This window comes from Streptomyces sp. NPDC053673, from assembly GCF_055585225.1.
Window position 1 is genome coordinate 1 of the sequence record NZ_JBVJKN010000056.1, and the last position, 21308, is coordinate 21308.

22 protein-coding genes and 2 pseudogenes are annotated in these 21308 nt (G+C 71.8%); 10 read left to right on the forward strand and 14 right to left on the reverse strand.

Annotated elements, in window-relative coordinates; translation table 11 throughout:
- Window positions 1–136 precede the first annotated feature (136 nt).
- The gene (locus tag ACZ6ZQ_RS37060) at window positions 137–1501 is read right to left on the reverse strand and encodes a M20/M25/M40 family metallo-hydrolase (protein WP_469772936.1); all 1365 of its coding nucleotides are present in this window, start codon (window positions 1499–1501) and stop codon (window positions 137–139) included.
- 139 nt (window positions 1502–1640) lie between these two features.
- Between ACZ6ZQ_RS37060 and ACZ6ZQ_RS37065 the strand changes: the two genes are divergently transcribed.
- Window positions 1641–2945 carry a geranylgeranyl reductase family protein gene (locus ACZ6ZQ_RS37065; protein WP_469772937.1) on the forward strand — a complete coding sequence of 435 codons (1305 nt, stop codon included), beginning with the start codon at window positions 1641–1643 and terminating at the stop codon, window positions 2943–2945.
- Between the two features lie 51 nt (window positions 2946–2996).
- On the opposite strand, the pseudogene ACZ6ZQ_RS37070 reads toward ACZ6ZQ_RS37065, so the two are convergent.
- Window positions 2997–3448 (reverse strand): annotated as a pseudogene (locus ACZ6ZQ_RS37070) (nitroreductase family deazaflavin-dependent oxidoreductase).
- Window positions 3449–3583: 135 nt separating this feature from the next.
- Between ACZ6ZQ_RS37070 and ACZ6ZQ_RS37075 the strand changes: the two are divergent.
- The 3 genes from ACZ6ZQ_RS37075 (at window position 3584) to ACZ6ZQ_RS37085 (ending at window position 6477) form a co-directional block, all read left to right on the forward strand.
- Window positions 3584–4342, forward strand: a complete 759-nt coding sequence (locus ACZ6ZQ_RS37075) for a TetR/AcrR family transcriptional regulator (RefSeq protein ID WP_469772938.1) — start codon at window positions 3584–3586, stop codon at window positions 4340–4342.
- A 171-nt stretch (window positions 4343–4513) separates the two neighbouring features.
- Window positions 4514–5815 (forward strand): sensor histidine kinase, encoded by a 1302-nt coding sequence (locus ACZ6ZQ_RS37080; protein ID WP_469772939.1) that lies wholly within the window; start codon window positions 4514–4516, stop codon window positions 5813–5815.
- Window positions 5812–6477 (forward strand): response regulator transcription factor, encoded by a 666-nt coding sequence (locus ACZ6ZQ_RS37085; RefSeq protein ID WP_469772940.1) that lies wholly within the window; start codon window positions 5812–5814, stop codon window positions 6475–6477. Before ACZ6ZQ_RS37080 ends, ACZ6ZQ_RS37085 begins: the two co-directional genes overlap by 4 nt.
- Here ACZ6ZQ_RS37085 and ACZ6ZQ_RS37090 read toward each other — a convergent pair.
- Window positions 6438–6713 carry a DUF6332 family protein gene (locus ACZ6ZQ_RS37090; protein WP_469772941.1) on the reverse strand — a complete coding sequence of 92 codons (276 nt, stop codon included), beginning with the start codon at window positions 6711–6713 and terminating at the stop codon, window positions 6438–6440. The genes ACZ6ZQ_RS37085 and ACZ6ZQ_RS37090 overlap by 40 nt on opposite strands.
- Window positions 6714–6847: 134 nt before the next feature.
- Window positions 6848–8338, reverse strand: coding sequence for an MFS transporter (locus ACZ6ZQ_RS37095; protein ID WP_469772942.1), 1491 nt, complete (start codon window positions 8336–8338; stop codon window positions 6848–6850).
- Window positions 8339–8425: 87 nt separating this feature from the next.
- Here ACZ6ZQ_RS37095 and ACZ6ZQ_RS37100 point away from each other — a divergent pair, with 87 nt between their 5' ends.
- On the forward strand, window positions 8426–8827 hold the full coding sequence (locus tag ACZ6ZQ_RS37100) for a MarR family winged helix-turn-helix transcriptional regulator (RefSeq protein WP_469772943.1): 402 nt from the start codon (window positions 8426–8428) through the stop codon (window positions 8825–8827).
- Window positions 8828–8852: 25 nt separating this feature from the next.
- Here the strand turns inward: ACZ6ZQ_RS37100 and ACZ6ZQ_RS37105 are convergent, their stop codons facing one another.
- Both ACZ6ZQ_RS37105 and ACZ6ZQ_RS37110 read right to left on the reverse strand, forming a co-directional pair.
- Window positions 8853–9593: a maleylpyruvate isomerase family mycothiol-dependent enzyme gene (locus ACZ6ZQ_RS37105; RefSeq protein WP_469772944.1), complete on the reverse strand. Its 741-nt coding sequence runs from the start codon at window positions 9591–9593 to the stop codon at window positions 8853–8855.
- Between the two features lie 180 nt (window positions 9594–9773).
- Complete coding sequence (locus ACZ6ZQ_RS37110) at window positions 9774–11015, reverse strand: MFS transporter (protein WP_469772945.1); 1242 nt, start codon at window positions 11013–11015, stop codon at window positions 9774–9776.
- Between the two features lie 204 nt (window positions 11016–11219).
- Here ACZ6ZQ_RS37110 and ACZ6ZQ_RS37115 point away from each other — a divergent pair, with 204 nt between their 5' ends.
- Both ACZ6ZQ_RS37115 and ACZ6ZQ_RS37120 read left to right on the forward strand, forming a co-directional pair.
- On the forward strand, window positions 11220–12446 hold the full coding sequence (locus ACZ6ZQ_RS37115) for an ROK family protein (protein WP_469772946.1): 1227 nt from the start codon (window positions 11220–11222) through the stop codon (window positions 12444–12446).
- Between the two features lie 334 nt (window positions 12447–12780).
- Window positions 12781–13563, forward strand: coding sequence for an SAM-dependent methyltransferase (locus ACZ6ZQ_RS37120; RefSeq protein WP_469772947.1), 783 nt, complete (start codon window positions 12781–12783; stop codon window positions 13561–13563).
- Here ACZ6ZQ_RS37120 and ACZ6ZQ_RS37125 read toward each other — a convergent pair.
- A complete protein-coding gene (locus ACZ6ZQ_RS37125) occupies window positions 13541–14140 on the reverse strand; it encodes an amidohydrolase family protein (protein WP_469772948.1) in 600 nt (199 codons plus the stop codon). The two genes, ACZ6ZQ_RS37120 and ACZ6ZQ_RS37125, sit on opposite strands and share 23 nt — an antisense overlap.
- A gap of 170 nt (window positions 14141–14310) precedes the next feature.
- Window positions 14311–14706, reverse strand: a pseudogene (locus ACZ6ZQ_RS37130) (TetR family transcriptional regulator C-terminal domain-containing protein); the annotation flags it as partial.
- Between the two features lie 181 nt (window positions 14707–14887).
- On the opposite strand from ACZ6ZQ_RS37130, the gene ACZ6ZQ_RS37135 reads away from it, so the two are divergent.
- Complete coding sequence (locus ACZ6ZQ_RS37135) at window positions 14888–15166, forward strand: SHOCT domain-containing protein (RefSeq protein ID WP_469772949.1); 279 nt, start codon at window positions 14888–14890, stop codon at window positions 15164–15166.
- A 162-nt stretch (window positions 15167–15328) separates the two neighbouring features.
- On the opposite strand, the gene ACZ6ZQ_RS37140 is transcribed toward ACZ6ZQ_RS37135, so the two are convergent.
- The gene (locus ACZ6ZQ_RS37140; RefSeq protein ID WP_469772950.1) at window positions 15329–16132 is read right to left on the reverse strand and encodes an SDR family NAD(P)-dependent oxidoreductase; all 804 of its coding nucleotides are present in this window, start codon (window positions 16130–16132) and stop codon (window positions 15329–15331) included.
- 83 nt (window positions 16133–16215) lie between these two features.
- Here ACZ6ZQ_RS37140 and ACZ6ZQ_RS37145 point away from each other — a divergent pair, with 83 nt between their 5' ends.
- Window positions 16216–16800: a TetR/AcrR family transcriptional regulator gene (locus tag ACZ6ZQ_RS37145; protein ID WP_469772951.1), complete on the forward strand. Its 585-nt coding sequence runs from the start codon at window positions 16216–16218 to the stop codon at window positions 16798–16800.
- Between the two features lie 222 nt (window positions 16801–17022).
- On the opposite strand, the gene ACZ6ZQ_RS37150 is transcribed toward ACZ6ZQ_RS37145, so the two are convergent.
- The gene (locus ACZ6ZQ_RS37150) at window positions 17023–17547 is read right to left on the reverse strand and encodes an ATP-binding protein (protein WP_469772952.1); all 525 of its coding nucleotides are present in this window, start codon (window positions 17545–17547) and stop codon (window positions 17023–17025) included.
- A 185-nt stretch (window positions 17548–17732) separates the two neighbouring features.
- Window positions 17733–18050: a hypothetical protein gene (locus ACZ6ZQ_RS37155; protein WP_469772953.1), complete on the reverse strand. Its 318-nt coding sequence runs from the start codon at window positions 18048–18050 to the stop codon at window positions 17733–17735.
- A gap of 186 nt (window positions 18051–18236) precedes the next feature.
- Between ACZ6ZQ_RS37155 and ACZ6ZQ_RS37160 the strand changes: the two genes are divergently transcribed.
- Complete coding sequence (locus tag ACZ6ZQ_RS37160; protein ID WP_469772954.1) at window positions 18237–19352, forward strand: PLP-dependent cysteine synthase family protein; 1116 nt, start codon at window positions 18237–18239, stop codon at window positions 19350–19352.
- Between the two features lie 48 nt (window positions 19353–19400).
- On the opposite strand, the gene ACZ6ZQ_RS37165 is transcribed toward ACZ6ZQ_RS37160, so the two are convergent.
- The 3 genes from ACZ6ZQ_RS37165 to ACZ6ZQ_RS37175 form a co-directional block, all read right to left on the reverse strand.
- On the reverse strand, window positions 19401–19895 hold the full coding sequence (locus ACZ6ZQ_RS37165) for an SRPBCC family protein (protein WP_469772955.1): 495 nt from the start codon (window positions 19893–19895) through the stop codon (window positions 19401–19403).
- 67 nt (window positions 19896–19962) lie between these two features.
- The gene (locus ACZ6ZQ_RS37170; protein ID WP_469772956.1) at window positions 19963–20415 is read right to left on the reverse strand and encodes an SRPBCC family protein; all 453 of its coding nucleotides are present in this window, start codon (window positions 20413–20415) and stop codon (window positions 19963–19965) included.
- A complete protein-coding gene (locus ACZ6ZQ_RS37175; RefSeq protein WP_469772957.1) occupies window positions 20412–21248 on the reverse strand; it encodes a DeoR/GlpR family DNA-binding transcription regulator in 837 nt (278 codons plus the stop codon). The genes ACZ6ZQ_RS37170 and ACZ6ZQ_RS37175 overlap by 4 nt, the downstream gene beginning before the upstream one ends.
- Window positions 21249–21308 lie beyond the last annotated feature (60 nt).

The following is a 21308-nucleotide window of genomic DNA, read 5'->3' on the forward strand; positions in this document are numbered from 1 at the left end:
CGAGGGCGATCTCCCCCAGCTACCGCTGGGAGGTGCCCCCACCGCCTTGCGATGCGTCCCCTCGGCCCTCCGGGCCTGGGGAGACCCCATGCATCCGACGCCGCGGCCTGGTCCTCGAAGATCGCCCGGACAGGGCCTAACCCTGCTTCGAGCGCGCGTAGTTCACGAGGAAGTGCGCCTCCGCGACCGACAGGCGCTCCAGCTCCTCGGGCGAGACACTCTCGTTCACCGCGTGAATCTGTGCCTCCGGCTCGCTCAGCCCGATCAGCAGGATCTCCGACTCCGGGTAGAGCGCGGCGAGCGTGTTGCACAGCGGAATCGAGCCGCCCATGCCCGACGTCTGCATCTCCTCGCCCGGGTAGGCGATCCGCATCGCCTCCGCCATCGAGGCGTACGCCGGGCTGTTCACGTCCGCGCTGAACGGCTGGCCCTGGCCGACCTGCTCGAACGACACGCGCGCGTTCCACGGCGTGTGCTTCTCGATGTGGGCGTACAGCAGCTCGGTCGCCTTGGCCGCGTCCTGGCCGGGCGGAACCCGCAGGCTGATCTGCGCGCGGGCACTCGCCGGTACGGACGGCGTCGCGCCGGCCACCGGCGGGCAGTCGATTCCGATGACGGTCACGGCCGGGCGGGCCCAGATGCGGTCGGCGACCGTCCCCTGCCCGATCAGATCGACGCCGTCGAGCACCTTCGCGTCCTTGCGGAAGTCTTCCTCCGGGTACTGCAGACCCTCCCAGGCGGTGTCCGACACCAGACCGTCGACGACCGTCGAGCCGTCGTCGGCGCGCAGGGAGTCCAGGACCCTGATGAGCGCCGCCAGCGCGTCGGGCGCGGCGCCGCCGAACTGCCCGGAGTGCAGATTGCCCTCAAGCGTGTCGATCCGGACGCGGATCATGGTCATACCGCGCAGCGTCGCCGTCACCGTCGGCAGGCCGACCCGGAAATTGCCGGTGTCGCCGATCACGATCGCGTCGGCCGTGAGCAGCTCCGGGTGCGCCTCCGCGTACCGCTCGAGGCCGCCGGTGCCCTGCTCCTCCGAGCCCTCGACGATGACCTTGACGGAGACCGGTATGCCGCCGTTCGCCTTCAGGGCGCGCAGGGCGAGCAGGTGCATGATGAAGCCGCCCTTGCAGTCGGCGGCGCCGCGCCCGTACCAGCGGCCGTTCCGTTCGGTCAGCTCGAAGGGAGGCGTCACCCACGCCGACTCGTCGAGCATCGGCTGCACGTCGTAGTGGGCGTAGAGCAGCACGGTCGGCGCGCCCTCGGGGCCGGGCAGAAGACCGTAGACCGACTGGGAACCGTCAGGGGTGTCGAGCAGCGCGACATCCTGGAAGCCCTCGGCGCGCAGCGCACCCGCCACCCACTCCGCGGCGGCCTCGCACTCACTCCTGGGAGCGACGGCCGGGTCCGCCACCGAATGGAACGCCACCAGCTCCGTGAGCTCCGCCTTCGCGCGGGGCATCAATGCTGCGACGGTCTCGGCGATCGGATTCGCGGTCATGGGCACGCTCCTTGTGGGTGCGACGTTGTGTGTACTGCGAAGGTACGGCCGATCCTCCCACAGGGGGCCGGCACGGGCCGCGCCGTAGGATGCCGTCGAGAGCTTGGGCCATGGGTCGGATCGGGAGCAGAAGCACATCGTGAGCAGCGAGAACGCAGATGCCGTGGGCGGACACAACGAGCCGGTGTGGGACGTCGTCGTGGTCGGCGCGGGACCCGCGGGAGCGTCGGCGGCCTATGCGGCCGCCGTCGCGGGCCGCAGGGTCCTGCTTCTGGAGAAGGCCGAGCTGCCCCGCTACAAGACCTGTGGCGGAGGGATCATCGGGCCTTCGCGGGACGCCCTGCCGCCCGGTTTCGAGCTCCCCCTCCAGGACCGGGTGCACGCGGTCACGTTCTCGCTGAACGGCAGACTGTCCCGCACCCGCCGCTCGCGGCGAATGCTCTTCGGGCTCATCAACCGGCCTGAGTTCGACGCGGGGTTGGTGGAGCAGGCGCAGAAGGCGGGCGCGGTGCTGCGCACCGGAGCGACCGTCTCCCGGGTCGAGCAGCACGGACCGGCGGTGCCGGACCGCCGCACCGTCGCGGTCGTCCTCGCCGACGGCGAGACCGTGCTCGCACGCGCCGTCGTCGGTGCGGACGGCAGTGCCAGCCGGATAGGGGCCCATGTCGGGGTGAAGCTCGACCAGGTGGACCTGGGCCTGGAGGCCGAGATCCCGGTGCCGGAGACGGTCGCCGAGGACTGGGCGGGGCGGGTGCTCATCGACTGGGGTCCGATGCCCGGGAGTTACGGCTGGGTCTTCCCCAAGGGGAACGTGCTGACCGTCGGGGTGATCTCGGCGCGCGGCGAAGGGGCCGCCACGAAGCGCTACCTGGAGGACTTCATCGCACGGCTGGGCCTGGCCGGTTTCGAGCAGGCCGTCTCGACGGGGCATCTGACGCGCTGCCGTGCCGACGACTCGCCGCTGTCCCGCGGCCGGGTGCTCGTCTGCGGGGACGCGGCAGGACTGCTGGAGCCGTGGACGCGTGAGGGCATCTCCTTCGCGCTGCGCTCCGGGCGGCTCGCGGGGGAGTGGGCGGTACGGATCGGGGAGGCCGACGACGCCGTGGACGCCCGCCGGCAGGCGCTGAACTACGCCTTCGCCATCAAGGCCGGACTCGGTGTGGAGATGAGCGTCGGCCGGCGCATGCTCGCGATCTTCGAGCGGCGCCCCGGCCTGCTCCATGCCGCGATCACCGGATTCCGGCCGGCCTGGAAGGCCTTCGCGGACATCACCCGCGGCTCGACGTCGCTGGCGGATATCGTGCGCACCCACCCGCTGGCGCGGCGCGCCCTTGAAGCCATGGACCGTACTCGTCCGCCCGCTCGGGCGGGAGGCGCTGCCGCGACCGGGGTGCCGGGCGAGGCCGGCGAGCCCGAGACCGACGGGGCGCGCATCACCTCGTAACAGGGCGCGCATTGCTCCGTAGCGGTCGGGAGGAGCCCGGAGGGACCGCTGTCACTCGGTGGCGGTGATCCGGAACACCGGGTGGTCGGGGCGGCCGCCAGGATCTCCGCGTCGGAGGACTTGGCGGTGACGCCCTTGAAGAACCGGTCGACCTCCCAGCCCCAGCGTTCGAGGTAGCCGCGCAGGACCGGGAGCTTCTCGCTGTCCGGGATCTCCACCGCGGTGAACGTGCGCACCTTGCGGCCGACGCGCAGCTCGCCGCCGCCCGCGGCGCGCATATTGCGCACCCACTGGGAGTGGCCGCGGGCCGAGACCAGGTACTGCGCCCCGTCCTGGGTGAACGGATTGACGGGGATGCGCTGCATGGCGCCGCTCTTGCGGCCGCGTACGGAGAGCTCGGCGGAGCCGAGGAGGCTCACTCCGCGGCGGGCGAGCCAGCCCACGATTCCGTTCATCCGCATCTCGAACGCGTTGGCCTTCACGTAGTGGCGCGACGACGACATGGCGATCTCCATCGTTGATTCTGCTGAGAGAGCACTGCTCTCGAACGAGAGCAGTGTGCACCGGATCGGTGATTCAAAGCAAGAGCAGTGCTCTCGTTATTGGTCGGTGCTCCGAAACGTGACAGACTGTTCCGCATGAGCACCAGCAGCAGAACCGTGCGAGGGGCCAGGGAACGGGCCCGCGGCGAGATCACCGTCGCGATCAAGGACGAGGCACGCCGGCAGCTCGCCGCCGAGGGAGCGGCCAAGCTCTCCCTGCGCGCCGTCGCCCGCGAGCTGGGCATGGTGTCGTCGGCGCTCTACCGGTACTTCCCGAGCCGCGACGAACTCATCACCGCCCTCATCGTCGATGCGTACGACGCGATCGGCGCCGCCGCCGAGCGAGCCCTCGCCGAGTCCGGCCCCGATGGCGGACCAGGGTCCGGACGGGAGCCCGGACGGGAGCCCGACCCCGTGCTCCGCTGGGCCGCCGTCTGTTCCGGCGTACGTGCCTGGGCGCTCGCCCACCCCCACGAGTACGCCCTGATCTTCGGCTCTCCCATCCCCGGCTACGCCGCCCCGCAGGACACGATCGAGCCGGCCTCCCGGGTCGGCCTCGCCCTCATCTCCATCGCCCGCGACGCCTATCGGAGCCGGGGGGTCACCCCGCCCCCGCTCGCCGCGGAACTGCGCCCCGAGGCACTCAGAATGGCCGACGACTTCGCCGCCGACCTGCCGCCGGACCTGGTCGTCGCCCTCGTCGCCGCCTGGTCCCAGGTGTTCGGGCTGATCTCCTTCGAGGTGTTCGGGCAGTTCAACCGGGTCGTGGAGGACCGGGACACGTTCTTCGTGCACTCCGTGGCCCGCCTCGCCCGCGACGCCGGCCTCGTCCCGTCACCCACCGCCGGGCGTTGACCCCTCCCGGTCGGATCGACGAGGCTCCCGGGCCCCGGGCGCCGACCAGACTCCCGGCCCCGGCGGCGCCGATCGGGTTCTCGGCCCCGGCCGCGTACCGCACAGGGAGTACGCGTGATCACCGCGCACGGCTGACGCCAACGCGGACCGGCCAGGTCTAGCGTGACCGGTATGGACGAGCAGCGCACCCGCCCCCATGGCGGACCGCCTTGGATGCCCGGCGGATCGCCGTGGGGGGACAGCGGTCCGCCGTGGTGGCGGCACGGCCCGGACCGGTGGGCGGAGCACCGGGTGCCCTGGCGCTCCACCCTGATGCTCGCCGTCTTCGTGATGATCGGCAGTGGGTTCGCGGCGAAGAGCCAGGACCGGGAGCCGCTCGACGCGTTCGCGCGGGTGCTGCTGCTCGCCGGGCCCGCCTTTCTGCTGACGCGCCGTAAGCATCCGGTCGTCGCGCTCTTCGGGGCAGCTGCGACCGCGCTGGTCTACCTCGGCGCGGGATATCCGTACGGGCCGGTCCTGCTCACCGTCGCCGTCGGAGTGTTCTCGGCCGTCGTCGCCGGGCACCGGCACGTGGCATGGGTGGCCGTCGGCCTGTTCTGGGTCGGCCATCTCCTCATCGGCCACTGGCTCTACCCATATCTCCCACCGCGCGGCGACGGACCGGCGCCCTGGGGCGAGGAACTGGTCAGCGCAGCCGTGGTCGTCGCCGTCCTCGCCCTCGCCGAGCTGGCCCGGGTACGCAAAGAGCAGTGGGTCCGCGAGCGCGCCGAACGCGCGGCGGCGGAGCGGCGCCGCGCCGACGAGGAGCGGCTCCGTATCGCCCGCGAACTCCACGACGTGCTCGCCCACTCCATCTCCGTCATCAATGTGCAGGCCGGGGTGGGCCTCGCGTTGCTGGACTCCGACCCCGAACAGGCCCGGACCGCCCTCACCACCATCAAGGCGGCCAGCAAGGAGGCGCTCGGCGAGGTACGGCAGGTCCTGGACACCCTCCGCCCACCCGTCTCCCGCCACCGCCCTTCCAACGATGCGCTGCGCGCAGCTCCCCTTGATTCGGGTGACGCGCCCCGTGCCCCCGCGCCCGGACTCGACCGGCTCCCCGAACTCGTCGAGCAGGCCGCAAGAGCCGGACTCACCGTGGAGGTCACCACCGAGGGCACCAGGACTCCGCTACCGCCCGGCGCCGATCTCGCCGCCTTCCGGATCGTGCAGGAGGCGTTGACCAATGTGGTGCGGCACTCGGGGTCCCGTACGGCACGGGTCAGGATCGGTTACGCGCGCGGCCGGCTCGATCTGCGGATCGACGACGACGGGCCCGCCACCGGCGACGACCAGGGCGGCAGCGGCCGTGGACTCATCGGGATGCGGGAGCGGGCCGCCGCGCTCGGTGGCACGATCGAGGCGGGCGCGCGCCCGGACGGCGGCTTCCGTGTGCGCGCCGACCTGCCGATCGAGCCGAAGGAGACACCGTGATCCGGGTACTGCTCGCCGACGACCAGTCGCTGGTGCGGGCCGGCTTCCGGGCGCTGCTCGACGCCCAGCCGGACATCGAGGTCGTAGGGGAGGCCGCGGACGGCGAGGAGGCGCTGCTCCGGGTCGGTGAACTGCAGCCCGACGTGGTCCTGATGGACATCCGTATGCCCCGGCTCGACGGGCTCGCCGCGACCCGGCGGATCACCGATGACGAGTCGCTGGAGGGCGTGAAGGTCGTCATGCTGACCACCTTCGAGCTGGACGAGTACGTCTTCGAGGCGATCCGGGCCGGAGCCAGCGGGTTCCTGGTGAAGGACACCGAGCCGGAGGAACTGCTGCGCGCGGTACGGGCGGTGGTCGAGGGCGACGCGCTGCTGTCGCCGGGGGTGACGCGCCGGCTCATCGCCGAGTTCGCCGCCCGCTCCAAGGGGCCCGCCGAGGCCGAGGGACTCGCCGAACTCACCGAGCGGGAACGGGAGGTGATGGCTCTGGTCGGCATCGGCCTGTCCAACGAGGAGATCGCCCGCCGGCTCGTGGTCAGCCCGCTCACGGCCAAGACGCATGTCAGCCGGACGATGGTGAAGCTCGGCGCCCGGGACCGGGCCCAACTGGTGGTGCTGGCCTACGAGTCGGGCCTGGTCCGCCCCGGCTGGCTCGGCTGAGCGGACGTACGCGCGAAGCGCCGCAGCACGGTCACGACCCGCACCGGGAAGACCAGGGCCGCCGCGATCGCGCCCGCGAGGAGCAGTCCCCGCTCGACGGCGTACGGCATGGTGAACATCAGCTTCGGTCCGGCGATCACGCCGAAGACCACCGCTGCGGCGAAGGCCGCGCTCAGCAGCGCGTAGCCGGTCTCGACGGTGATCGCGTCCCGTTCTGCCTGTGTGCGTTCCCCCATGGTGGGAGTGTCACAGGGCGGCGGCGCGCGGGCAACCTGCCACCCGTACACCGCCGCCCCGCCGTTTCCCCAGGACCGTGACCCTGAGCCGCATTACCCCAGGTTCCTGTCTCTGTCTCCCTGGGCCGGGTCGGTCAGTCGCGGGCGCCGACGGGCTCGTCGGCCGTGGCCTGCCGTACGGACTCGGACTTCGCGACCACGACCGTGTGCTGGGCGGCGCGGCGTGTACGCAGCCCGGTCAGCGTGATCAGCAGCCCGGCCGCCGCGATCGCGGTGACCACGACAAGGCCGGGCCGGTAGCTGTCGAGCACCGCCTGCGGGGAGCGGCCGGTGTCACCCGCCGCTGTGATCACCGCGGTGACGACGGCGAGGAAGATCGCGCCGCCGACCTGGATCGAGGTGTTCAGCAGACCGGAGACCATGCCCTGCTCGTGGTCCGCCACCCCGTTGGTGGCCTGGATGTTGAGCGAGGGGAAGACCAGCGCGCACGCCGCGCCGAGCAGCAGCATCGACGGCAGGATCACCGCGGCGTAGCTCGGCGTCAGGTCGATCTGGAGGAAGAGCGCGTAGGCGAGCACCAGCAGCGAGAACCCGGTGGCGATCACCCGCGGGGTGCCGAACCGGTCCACGACCGAGCCGATCTTCGTCGAGGAGAGGGCCACCAGCGCGCCCGCCGGAAGGAAGGCCAGCGCCGTCTGAAGGGCCGACCAGCCGAGCAGGGACTGCATGTACTGCGTGACGAGGAACTGGAATCCGACGTACGAGCCGAAGAAGAACGCGGCGCCGAGGTTGGCCCGGATCTGGCTGCCCGAGCGCAGCACCCCCAGCCGGATCAGCGGGTGCGGGCTGCGTCGCTCGATCGTGACGAAGACCGCGAACAGCAGGGCCGTGGCCAGGAACGACAGCAGCGTGCGAGCCGACGCCCAGCCCACCTCGGGTGCCTGCACCACGGTGAAGACCAGCAGCAGCATCGAGGCGGTGCCGGTGACGGCGCCCGGGACGTCGTACCCCTTCCCGGAGTCCTCACGGCTGCTGCGGGGGATCAGCCTGATGCCCACGACCAGCGCGATCAGCGCGATGGGTGCGGGCAGCAGCATCGTCAGCCGCCAGCTGACCTCGGTGAGCAGCCCGGAGAGGACCAGGCCCATGGAGAAGCCGGTCGCGGCGCAGGTGGTGTAGATCGACAGGGCGCGGTTGCGCTGAGGGCCCTCCTTGAAGGTCGTCGTGATGATCGAGAGTCCCGCGGGAGCGGTGAACGCGGCGCTCAGGCCCTTGATGAAGCGGCTCGCGATGAGCAGCGGTCCGGAGTCGACGAGCCCGCCCAGCAGGGAGGCCAGCGCGAAGACGGCGAGAGCGACCAGGAAGACCCGGCGCCTGCCCAGCAGGTCGGCCGCGCGGCCGCCGAGCAGCAGCAGCCCGCCGTAGCCGAGGATGTAGCCGCTGACGATCCACTGCAGGGTCGAGGTGGACAGGCCGAGGTCGGTGGCGATCGACGGCAGGGCGACGCCGACCATCGACACGTCGAGGGCGTCGAGGAACATCGCTGCGCAGAGCACCAGGAGGGTGCCCCACAGCCGCGGCGTCCAGCGCTCCTGTGATGCGGGGACATTGAGCGGAGAGGTCATGGGCAGCACGCTACATGCACATGCATCGAATGCAAACGCATTTAATTCCGGTGCAACAAAGTGGGTCCTTTCTGCTAACGTGCGGTCATGGCGGCGAAGAAGTCCGAGCGCGCGCTCGTGGAGGAATGGCGGGGCGTCCTCGCGCTGCACGCGCGCACGATGTGCGAGCTGGACCGGGAGCTCCATCAGCACGGGCTGGGTGCGAGCGACTTCGAGGTTCTTGATGTGCTCGCCGAGTGCACCGCGCAGGACGACGGCTCGTCCTGCCGGGTGCAGGAGCTGGCATCCCGGGTGCATCTGAGCCAGAGCGCGCTCTCGCGCCTCGTGGCACGGCTGGAGAAGGACGGCCTGGTGTCCCGCGTGATGTGCAGCGAGGACCGGCGCGGGGTGCGGGTGGAGCTCACGGCCAAGGGCCGCGAGCGCCATGCGGAGGTGCAGCCGCTGCAGCGGGCGGTGCTCTCCCGGATGCTGGCGACCCCCGCCGGCTGACTGCCCTGGACGAGTCGGACGCGGCTCAGGACCAGGTGATCGCGGAGTTCTCGCGCCACAGCCGCGCGAGTTCCGCATCGCCCGTCACGGTCACGGCATCGAGCGGCAGCCGGTTCCACAGCGCGAGGTGGAGCCGCCCGGCGGGGCCGCTCAGCTCGCAGTCCGCCGGCCCTGCTCCCGTGCGCACCGTGCGGGGCGGCTCCTGGGACAGCCGTACGGTCCAGACGTCTTCCGTGTCCGTGGCCCGTACCCGCAGGGTCTGCGGCGAATCCGTCCGTACGCGGCTCCTGGAGCGGGCGTGGAACGCGCACAGCAACTCGTCGATGCCGTCCGCCGCGAGCCGGGTGGGTACGGGGCCGGGCTCGCCGAGCGCGGACTCGGCGTCCACACGGTGCACGGCCGTCTCATGCGTCTGGCGCCGCGCCCAGAAGGCCAGCGGCGAGGGCGCGGGCAGGAAGCTCCAGCAGTCGAGATCGTCAGGGGCCTCGGTCAGCGCCCCGACCAGCAGCCCGTGGCCGTCCCGGAACCACTCCAGCAACTCGTCCCCGTCCAGGTCCGGCTCACCCGAGTCCGGGTGGTACGTCGTGTGCCCCTCGGCCACGAACACCGTCGCCCAGCGGTGCACCATGCCGGTGTGCCGCAGGAGGTCCCTGATCTGCCAACCCGGGCAGGTGGGCACAGGTGCGTCCGGTCCCGCCTTGTCGGCGGCTGCGGCCAGCAACTGGCCCTCCCTGACGAGACACTTGATCAGCTCGGCGGTCTCCATGCGGGCATTGTGCCAGCGCGGTCAGGTGCCGCGGGGGTGTGCGGAGTGCCGTTTGCCGCGCAGTGCGCGCACGAACCAGCCGAGTGCGAACGCCGAGGTTCGGGCGTCGTGTTCCTGGTGTTCCCCCTCGGGCCGGTGTCTTCATACTGCGACCGGAGTCGAACGCACGCCTGAGTACGGCTACTCGTCCCGTGGCTGCTCGTCCTGTGCCGCCGGGCTCCGCCGCGCCGAGTAGCCGATCAGGGCGGCCGCGGCAGCCAGCGCCGCCACCGTCGTCAGGGCCACGGGCAGCGAGAACCAGTCGGCGAGAAAGCCGATCGCGGGCGGTCCGACGAGCATCCCGCCGTAGCCCAGTGTGGACGCGGCAGCCACGCCCCCCGGCCCGGCCAGGGACCCCGCGCGGGCCACGGCCACCGGGAAGATGTTCGCCAGCCCGAGACCGGTCACGGCGAAGCCGAGCAGTGCCAGCCACACCGTCGGCGCCAGCGCGCCGAGCAGCATGCCCGCCGAGGCGGTTGCACCGCCCGCGACCAGCGTCCGCGTCTGGCCGAGCCGCTCCAGCAAGGTCGTGCCCGAGAGCCGGCCCACCGTCATGAAGAGCGCGAAGAGCGAGTACCCGGCGGCCGCGATGCCCGGGTGCGCGTCCAGGTCCTGCTCCAGGTGCAGCGCCCCCCAGTCGGCCAGTGCCCCCTCGCCGTACGCCGTGCACAGCGCGATCACGCCGAAGAGCGTGACGAGCCGGCGGGTCCGTCCGGTCGGGCGGGCCGGTCGGGCCGTCGGTGCGCCGGTCCGCTCGGGGGCTCCGGGTGAGGGGTGACGCAGCAGCTCAGGACCGGCCGCGGCGGTCAGCAGCAGCCCGATGCCGGTGAGCGCGAAGAGATGCGTGGCGGGGGAGAGGCCCGCGGCGACCAGCCCGCCGAGACCGGCGCCGATCATGCCACCGAGGCTGAACGCGGCGTGGAAGCTCGGCATGACCGGCCGCCGCAGTGCCGCGACCAGATCCACGGCGGCGCTGTTCATGGCCACGTTGATCCCGCCGTACGCGACGCCGAACACCAGCAGCACCAAGCCGAGTGCGAGCGCCGAACGGGTCTGTGCGGGGAGCGCGATGCCCAGCGACATCAGGGCCCCGGCGGCGACGGTCACGGGATGGCTTCCGAAGCGCCGGCACAGCCGCCCGGTGAGGGTCATCGTCACGACCGCGCCGGCCGACACCCCCAGGAGCGCGAGCCCCAGATCACCGGCCGAGGCGCCGGTCTGCTGCTTGATGGCGGGGATGCGGACCACCCAGCCGGCGAAGAGAAAGCCGTCGAGTGCGAAGAAGACGGTCAGCGCGATGCGGAGGCGGGTGAGGGAACGGGTGGCGGGTTCTCCGCCGTGGTCCCCCGTAGCGGCCGTCCGTGATTTGTTTAGTAGCGGCACAAACTCAGGATAGGGCCCGACGGCCCGCCCGTACAACCGCGCGGAACAACGCCACGAGCGTCCTCACGCACCCTCCGGGCCCGTCACCGTGACTCGCCCTCCGTGCGCGCACGTACGCACGCGCCGGGCCGCAGGGCGCGTACGAAACGGCCACCCGCCACCGGACCGCCCGCTCACCTCCGGGATCATGGGAGACTCGCCCCCATGAACGGCAAGGAGACGAGCACCCGGACGAGGCTGGAGAGAGGCCGCGGCGCACTCGGCCCCGCACTGGAACTGGTACACACGGGCCGGGCGCCCACCCGGGCCGTACTCACCGCCGAGCTGGGCGTCACACGCGCCACCGCGGGCGCCGTCGCCGCCGAACTCGAAGCGCTCGGTCTGATCCGCGTCGACTCCCGGCCGGGTGCCGCCGCCGGTTCCCAGGGCCGCCCCTCGCACCGGCTCGCCGTGGACGACACCGGCCCCGTCGTGCTCGCCGCCCAGGTGCACGCCGACGGATTCCGGGCCGCGCTCGTCGGGCTCGGCGGCACGATCGCCGCGACCGCCCCCGGCTGTGTGACGGTCTCCGCCGACCCGGCCCAGGTCCTCGGCGAGGTCGTCGAGGCCGGTGCGGCGTTGCTGCGCGCCGGCGGGCGGCGGTGCGTCGGCGCCGGGCTCGCCGTCCCCTCCGCCGTGGCCGAGCCCGAGGGCACCGCGCTGAACCCGCTGCATCTGGCGTGGCCCGCGGGCGCCCCCGTCCGCGACATCTTCGCCGAACGCGTCCGCGCGGCAGGCATCACGGGACCTGCTTTCACCGGCAACGATGTCAATCTCGCCGCCCTCGCCGAACACCGGCACGGCGCCGGCCGCGGCGCCCAGCACCTGCTCTGCGTCGCCACCGGACACCGCGGCGTCGGCGGCGCGCTCGTCCTCGACGGCCGGCTGCACACCGGCAGCTCCGGCCTCGCCCTGGAAGTCGGCCACCTCACCGTCAATCCCGAGGGCCGCCCCTGCTACTGCGGCAGCCGCGGCTGCCTCGACGTCGAGGCCGACCCCCTGGCCTTCCTCACCGCCGCCGGCCGCGACCCGGGCCCCGAGGTGTCCCTGCTCCAGCAGTCCCGCGACCTGCTCCGTACGGAGTACGACGACCCAACGGTACGGGCGGCGGCCGAGGAACTCGTCGACCGCCTCGGCCTCGGCCTCGCGGGTCTGGTGAACATCCTCAACCCGGACCGCATCATCCTCGGCGGCCTCCACCGCGAACTCCTCGACGCGGACCCGGAACGACTGCGCGCGGTGGTCGCCGACCGCAGCCTCTGGGGCCGCAGCGGCGGCGTCCCGATCCTGCCGTGCACCCTCGACCACAACAGCCTGGTGGGCGCGGCGGAGCTGGCATGGCAGCCGGTGCTGGACGATCCGCTGAGCGTGCTGCCCCGGCGAGTGTCCTGAACGCACGCGGACGCCGCACACGTCGACGACCGGCGAGGCCGGCACAGGAGCGCGCCCGATCAACCATCGGGCCGGCCGGCCGGGTTCGCGACGAGTCCCACCAGGAGTCCGTCCGAGCACCGGCAGCCGAGGCAGGGAACGGGCACTGAGGCAGGGAACGGGCACTGAGGCAGGGAACGGGCACTGAGGCAGGGAACGGGCACACTGAGGCAGTGAACGGGCAGTCGAGGCAGGGAACGTGCAGTCGAGGCAGTGAACCGGCAGGCAGGGAACCGGCAGCTGAGACGGTGAATCCGGGTGTGCGAACGGCACGCCTGCCGTAACGTTCCACGCCATGGCTGACACCGATCCTCCGCCCCGGCTCACCCGCCTGACCTTCCACGGGCCTCTCTCCGAAGCCCGGGCCGCGCAGCTTGTCGCGCGGCTCACCCGTCAGGAACCGGCCACGGTCCTCGACATCGGCTGCGGCTGGGGCGAGTTGATGCTGCGGGTGCTCGAGGCGGCGCCGGGCGCGAAGGGCGTGGGGATCGATCTCAACGGCGAGGATCTCGCACGTGGACGCCGGGGCGCTGCCGCGCGTGGGCTCGGCGGGCGCGTCGAGTTCGTCGAGGAGTCCGCCACCGGCACCAGCCGCGGGCCGGCCGACGTCGTCCTGTGCGTGGGTTCCGGGCAGGCACTGCTCGACCCGGAGGCCGCAGCCGGGGGCGGGACCCTGACCGTCACCACCTCCGCGCTCACGGCACTGCGCTCGCTGGTCACCCCGGGCGGACGGGTGCTCTTCGGCGAGGGCTTCTGGCAGCGCACCCCCACCCCGGAGGAACTCGCCGCCATGTGGCCGGACGCCCGTGCCGACGAGCACCTTCCCCTCGTCGCCCTCACCGAGGCCGCCACGGCCGCCGGATTCCGCATCGAGTGGATCGAGACGGCGACCGAGGAGGAGTGGGAACACTTCGAGTCCGGCTACCTCGCCGGCCTGGAGGAGTGGCTCGCCACGCACGACGGCCACCCGTCGGCCGCCGAGACCCGGGACCGCGTGGACCGTCACCGGGCCCGCTGGCTGCGCGGCTACCGCCGAGTGCTGGGCCTCGTCTACCTCACTCTGATCCCGGTCGGCTGAGGCCGGGTCCGGGCGCCCCGGCGGCCGACGGTCCGCAGTCACGGGTCGCCGGCGGCGCGGGGCCCTTGGGCGCAAGGCAGCCGAACGCGCGAGCCGCGTTCACCGTGAGGATCCGCTCCACGAGCGCGCCGCCCAGGGTCAGTTCGAGCCTCGGCCGCAGCCGGCGCAGCAGATGCGGCATGCCCGGCGTGGACCGTACGACCGTGTCGCCGCCCAGCAGCAACTGATCGCCGAACCCGGCATCGGCGAGTGCGGCCAGCGCGTCCGGCAACTGCCAGTCGGTCATGTGGTGGGCCCGTGAAGGCCCGTCGAAGGCGAGGAACGCCCCCGTCGCCGCGACCGTCCGCTGGTCCACCCGGTCCGGACTGCGGTCCGCGTGACCGAGGATCACCCGCGACGGCGACACCTCCAACTGCCCGCACAGCAGCTCCAGGGCCTCCCAGGCCGTGATGCGAGCCTCCTGGGCCAGCTCATCGACCATCCCTGGCAGTTGGGCACGCTGGGCAGCCATGACGGCCAGCGCGCGGAGTATCGGCTCCAGGGCCTGGAGGGTCTCCTCCTCGCTGCGCTGGGTCATGACGTTGCCTCCGTCGCCCACTGGATCGTCACGCGCTCCTCGCCGACGAACGGCGCTCCTCGCCGCTTCCCCTGTGTGATCGTCACGCTGTCGATGGCCAGCCGGATGAGGTCACGACGCAGCGTGCCGTCAGCCTTGTCCCAGTACGCGTCCAGGACCTCAAAGTCATCGAGCATCCGCACACCCGTATCGAAGGCGGCCGTCGAACCGGACGCCCGCGCGAGCACATAGCCGCCCTGCACCGTCGCGACGATCAGCGCCGCGATCTCGCCAGGGACCAGCGAGGCACTGAACTCGCCCCGCTCCTGACCCTCTTCGACGATTCCCTCGAGCCGTTCCCGCAGCCAGTCGAGCGTCTCGTCGACCGGGGCGCGCAACTCGTCACTGGCGATGACGTCCGGGTCCATCGTCAGCCGCCCGACAGGACAGCCACGCAGGACATCGCGCTCGCGCAGCAGGTACGCCGAGATGCGCTCGTACGCCGGTCCGGGGCCGCCGAGCGGCACCTCGGCGGCGGCGCGCATCTCCTCGGCCGTACGGCGGATCGCGGCCAGCGCGAGATCCGGCACGGAGAACGCCGGAGGACGCGCGGGGACCGGAGAACGCGCGGGGTCGGAAGCAGGAGCGAAGGCGGCCGCGTACTCCCCGGGTGGTATCCGCGGTGCCGCTGGCTGTACGACGACCCGGACCCCCTCTGGGCGCGACTCTCGAATCGCACGAGACGTCGCTACAGAGGAGCTGACCGAGATGAACACCCTGGCCTACGGCGGACCCGGCCCATGGGTCCTGTTCTTTCCGCTGATCTGGGCGGCCGTGATCTTCGGCGGCATCGCCCTCCTGCGCCGCACCGGCCGACGCGGCCGGCCCGGTCCCTGGCAGCATCGCGCCATGCACGGCGAGCCGTCGCCGATCGCCGTGCTCGGCCGACGGTTCGCCGCCGGTGAGATCGACGAGGACGAGTACTGGCGCCGGCTGTCCGTCCTGGACGAGCAGTTCGGACCGCACTCCAAGGGCGGTGCGGTGTGACGACCGCGAACACCGCCGGCTCCCCCCCCCCCCCGCACCGCCGCCCGCGCCGTGGACGCCGTCGAGGTCCACGGCGTGGGCGACACCGAAGTCGGGCCGGCCTGCCGGCCGGATCCAAACAGCCGCCTTCGCCACCCATGACGGCGGCTCTCCCGCCCGTCGTCATGCCCCCTCGGTGGTGAGCCGGCCGATTACCCGGATCACCTGCCGTCGGGTGGCCAGCCGGCGGGCGAGAGAGGCCATCACCCGGTTCATGCGTCCTGCGATGACGCTGGGCGGCGGGTTCCTGCGGTCCAGGGCGGCCAGTGCCGTGCGGACGACATCGACGGGCGAGGCGAGCCTGGTCCCTCCGGCGGCCTGCGTGGTGCCCACGACGTCGAAGAACTCGGTCCGGGTGGCGCCGGGAGACAGGGCCAGCACCCGCAGGCCGGTGCCGCGCGACTCCTCCCACAGCGCCTCGGTGAGGCTCAGCACGAACGCCTTGGTCGCCCCGTAGAGCGCCATGCGCGGGTTGGGCTGGTAAGCGGCCATGCTCGCCACGTTGATCAGTACCCCACGCCCGGCCGTCCGCAGCTGCTCGACGAAGGCGCGGCTGATGTCGGCCACCGCGGTCACGTCGACGGCGATCTCCCGGCGCATCCGTGCCGGATCCGCCTGGTGGAAGGGGCCGAAGGTGGCGAACCCGGCGTTGTTGATCACGCTGGTGACGTGCAGGCCGAGCCGCTCCACCTGCGCGGCCAGCGCCTGCCCGGGGCTGTCTGCGGCCAGGTCCATCTGGACCACGTGGACCTGGATCCGGTGGTGTGCGCGCAGCTCGGCGGCCAGCTCCTCCAGGCGTTCCTTGCGGCGGGCCACCAGCACCAGGTGGGAGCCGCGGGCAGCGAGCCGGCGGGCGAACTCGGCGCCGAGGCCTGCGCTGGCGCCGGTGATCAGCGTGGTCTGTCCGCGGTAGTCGACGGCTGTCATGGCTGTCCTTCTTTCAGTCGCTGCCTTTCTGGCAGTTAATGCCATCCAGGCGGTCGCTGTCCAGAGGGGGTAGCCTGAGGTCCATGACGACTTTGTGGGACCGTTCGCGGCAGGTGGCCGCACGGGCGATCCTGGATACGGCGGTTCGACTCTTCGCCGAGCAGGGTTACGAGCAGACGACGATCGCGCAGATCGCGCGGGAGGCGGGGATCTCGCAGCGCTCCCTGTTCCGCTACTTCGGCACCAAGGAGGACCTGGTCTGCGGGGGCCAGGAGGCGCTGGGCGAGCTGCTCAAGCAGACCGTCGAGCAGCAGCCGGCCGAGCTGTCCGCCTGGGATGCCCTGCGCGCCGGATTCGAGGTCATCCTGACCGCCGACCACACTCCTGAGCGCGTGTTGGAGCTGTCCCGCCTCATTTTCGACACCCCCTCGCTGCACGCCCGCTACATCGAGAAGCGACTGCGCTGGCAGGCCGAACTCGTCCCGGTCATCCAGGCGCGGCTGGGCACCGGCCCCGGCCCGGCCCCCGACCCCCGTGCAAAGGCGATCGTCGCGACGGTCTTCGCCTGCGTCGACACGGCAACCGAGCTCTGGGCCAGGCACGACGGGCGACTCGATCTGTCAGACCTCTACGACCAGTGCCTCGCAGCGGTGCGGGGACGCGGCTGAAGCGCGGATCCCGGCACTGCGCAGCCCCCGCGCAAGGTGGAGCCGCAATGTCCAAGGTTCACCTGCACAGGACCGTCTTCGCCTCGGTCGACGGCAAGAGCGAGGGCGAACGCCCTTCGCACCGATGACGGTTCGTACGCTCGACCAACTGCGTGAGGTTCACCAGGTGTTGAACCATTTCCACGGCGCCCCGCCGTTGTCCGGCGGCATCCTGTCGACCGGTCAGGTCGCCAGGGCCGACCGGACCGTGGCACGCTCGCGCGGCTCGGCCCCGACGACCGCGAAGGGTTCGTCCGCCGCTGCCGCCCCGCACACCGAAGCGACCGAGTACGGCGGCGGGGCCGCCACCGGCAGCGACGCCGGGAGCGAGAACCAGACGACCTTGCCTGCGTCGCCCTTGGGCAGCACCCCCCAGCTCTCGCACACCGCGTCGATCATTGCGAGTCCGCGCCCGGTGGTCTCCAGCGGTCCGGCCGTGCCGATCGTCGGAATCCGTGGATCGTGGTCGTGCACCTTGACGGTGAGCCGGTCGAGGAGCAGCTCGATCTCGACGGTGCACAGCTTGTCCGGCTGAGCGTGCCGGTGGACATTGGTCAGCAATTCCGTGACGCCGAGCGCTGCCTGGTCGATCAAGGGATCGAGATGCCAGTAGCGCAACTGCGCCGACACGATTCTGCGGACCTGACCGATCCGCGACGGCAAAGCCTGGAGCTCCACCGTGCAATGCCTGCTTGCCTCGCTGATCACGGCTGCGACTCCCCGAATAGGTCCGGAAGAAGACGAAGGATCGGATCCAGCAGTTGGCTGCCTGCTGTCTGTGCCGGCGGGCTGGGTCACAGTGTCACCGCCGGTCAACCCTGAGTGATGTAGTCAAGCGTGAACCAGGAGTGACGACTTCGCAACTCCGCGCACAGGCGCCCCGCGCGGCACCATCAGCCGTGGCCGCCGCCGGCCCTGCGCAGTGCCTCCAGGAACCGGCCCGTCAGCGCACTGCCTTCCGGCCCGTGGTCCGGCCCGCCCATGTGCAGCCGGTAGCGCGTGCCGTTGACCGTCGCGACCGTGCTGTCACCGCCCGCGAACCAGGGCCTGCCGGCCCGTACCGCCCGCACGGGCGCGCTGTCGATCACCCGCCCATAGCTCGTCAGCAGCGCAAGCCTGCCGTCCTCGATGACGACCTGACCGGCCTTGGTGAGCGAGCGGGGCCACCGCTCGATCCGCACACCCATGGCGTTGAACTCCGGCTCTGACATGGCCGCCGCCCCCTTCGCACGTGCTCCTGCATCTCAGTCTGCCCATGCAACCGCACGGACACCAGGGCGCATCCCCGAACGCTCCCACAAGGCAGCCCTATGGAACCCCAAAGTCAACGTTTGTGCAGGTGAGGGGCTTATCGTTGGGCAGTGGGGAGAGGTTTCCCAGAGTGAGGAGCGGGGCGCATGAGCACCTACGAAGCGTTGGCCACCATGGACGTGGACCGCAGCGATCCGGCGTACCGGGCCTGGCTGAAAGAGGCCGTACGCAAGGTGCAGGCCGACGCGAACCGCTCGGCCGACACCCACCTGCTGCGCTTCCCGCTGCCCGAGCAATGGGGGATCGACCTCTACCTCAAGGACGAGTCCACGCATCCCACCGGCAGCCTCAAGCACCGCCTGGCGCGTTCGCTGTTCCTCTACGGGCTCTGCAACGGCTGGATCAGGCCGGGCAAGCCCGTCATCGAGGCCTCCAGCGGCTCGACCGCCGTCTCCGAGGCGTACTTCGCCAAACTCATCGGAGTGCCGTTCATCGCCGTGATGCCGCGCACCACCAGTGCCGAGAAGTGCCGGCTGATCGAATTCCACGGCGGACAGTGCCACTTCGTGGACGACTCGCGGAAGATGTACGAGGAGTCCGCCGCCCTGGCCGCGCAGACCGGCGGCCACTACATGGACCAGTTCACCTACGCCGAGCGGGCCACCGACTGGCGCGGCAACAACAACATCGCGGAATCGATCTACCAGCAGCTGAAGTTGGAGCGCTACCCGGAACCCGCGTGGATCGTCGCCACCGCGGGCACCGGCGGCACGTCGGCGACCATCGCCCGCTACGTGCACTACATGCAGTACGACACCAGGATCTGTGTCCCCGACCCGGAGAACTCCTGTTTCTTCGACGGCTGGACCCAGGGCGATCCGCTCGCCACCAGCGACTGCGGCTCGCGCATAGAAGGCATCGGCCGGCCGCGCATGGAGCCGAGCTTCGTGCCCGGGGCCATCGACCGGATGATGAAGGTGCCCGACGCGGCGACCGTCGCCGCCGTACGCGCCCTGGAGCTGGCCATCGGCCGCAAGGCGGGCGGCTCCACCGGCACGGGTCTGTGGAGCGCCCTGAAGATCGTCGCGGAGATGGTGGCAGCGGGGGAGAAGGGCAGCGTGGTCACGCTGATCTGCGACCCGGGCGACCGCTATCTGGACAAGTACTACTCGGACGACTGGCTGGCCGGACAGTGCCTTGACATCGCCCCGTACGCAGCGGCGATCGAGCGGTTCCTCGCCACCGGCGTGTGGCCGGACTGACTCAGGCCGACGCCGCCACCAGGTCGTGTCCGGCCGGTCCTGCCGGGCTCACTGATCCGGCTCGACCGACCGGACAGGACCCAGCCGCCGGTCGAGATTCCGTACGGCGTCCCGGAACGCGCGGCCGACACCGGGGCGCCCCAGACGCAGCGCCAGCCGGAACGGGGCGGCCCCGGCCGCCGCCATGGTCCACTGCACCCGGGTCCCGGACGGGGTAGGCGTGAGCCACCACTCCTCCAGCATCGCCCGCACGCCCGGCGCGTTGGTCTCGTCGACGCGGTACGCGTACCGCGAGCCCGGCTCCGCGCTCATGATCGTCTCCTGGAAGCGCGTGCCACCGCGCAACCGGACCTCCCGGCCCGCGCCCCCGCCGGTCGGCCGCGCCGAGGTCACCGCCGTGAACCAGGCGGGCCAGCCCTCGACATCCTCGGCGAGCGCGCGGTACACGGCCGAGGGCTCGGCACGCACCTCGGCCGCGAAGACGAGGCGCAGCGGTGCGGAATCGACGAAGTCGAGTTCCACGGGCCTCAATCGGTGAGCCATGAACCGTAACCTCCGGGCAGCAGGGCAGGGGACCGCACACGATAGCTGGCGGACCGTCAGATGGGCACTACCGGGCGGATCCCGGTCCCCCGGCCAGCAGACCGTCCAGGGCCCGGCCGAAAACACGTCGGCCCGCCATGGCCAGTACCGGGTCGAACACCCCCGGCACCCCCCGCACCCGCAGGTCCTCCACCCAGGTCACGCGCGTCCCGCCAGGCGTCTGCCGCACACCGATCTCGGCCCAGCCCAGGACGGTCCGGCCGTGCTTCTCCAGTCGGCAGTGCCCCGGCCGCCCGCACTCCGGCGGTTCCCAGCACACGACCTCCATCGGGTCGTCGAAGCCCACGGGCCCCACACCCGTATGCGCGACGAGCAGGGTGCCCTCGGCCGTGGGGCCCGGAGTCAGCACCGAGATCCGGGTCAGTGGCACCTGCGCGGCGTGGGCGGGCCAGTCGGTGAGCCGCAGCCAGGCCTCTCCGGCCGGCAGCGGCGTCGTACGGCCGATCCGGAAGACGGTCACTCCGCAGGCTCGGCCGGCTCGCCCGCCACCACCAGATGCGGCAGATGCTCCGCGATCTCCTCGCGTGCCTCCGGCGGCAGCCCCGCGTCCGTCACCAGCGTGTCGACGTCCTCCAGCCGCGCGAACGAACTCAGCCCCACCGTCCCCCACTTGGTGTGGTCGGCCACGACCACCACCCGGCGCGCCGAGCGCATGAACCGGCGGTTCGTCTCCGCCTCCGCCAGGTTCGGAGTGGACAGACCCGCCTCGACCGAGATGCCGTGCACCCCGAGGAACAGCACATCGAAGTGGAGAGAGCGGATCGCCTGATCCGCGACCGGCCCGACGAGCGAGTCCGACGGCGTCCGCACACCACCGGTGAGGACCACCGTCGCCGCAGCGGTCCGCTGGCCGCTCGCCGCGCCCGCCTGCTGCGCCGCGTGGAACACATCCGCGACCCGGACCGAGTTCGTCACCACCGTCAGGTCGGGGACGTCGACGAGATGCTGCGCCAGGGCGTAGGTCGTCGTGCCGCCCGAAAGAGCGATCGCGCTGCCGGGGAGCGCCATCACCGCGGCCGCCCGTGCGATGTCCTCCTTCGCGCTCAGCTCCAGTGAGGACTTGGCTTCGAAGCCCGGCTCGTGCGTGCTCGCATCGGCCACCGGCACCGCACCGCCGTGCACCTTCTCGATCACGCCCTGCCGGGCGAGGGCGTCCAGGTCCCGGCGCACGGTCATGTCGGAGACGTTCAGCCTGCGGGTCAGCTCATTGACCCGTACGCCGCCGCGCCGCCGTACCTCGTCGAGGATCAGGGCTCGCCGCTGCTCCGCGAGGAGGTTCTGATTGTCGCTCACCGCCGGGGTCGGTCCTTTCGTCGTGCCGTCGCGTCACCGCTGTTCACCAAGGTTTCTCAT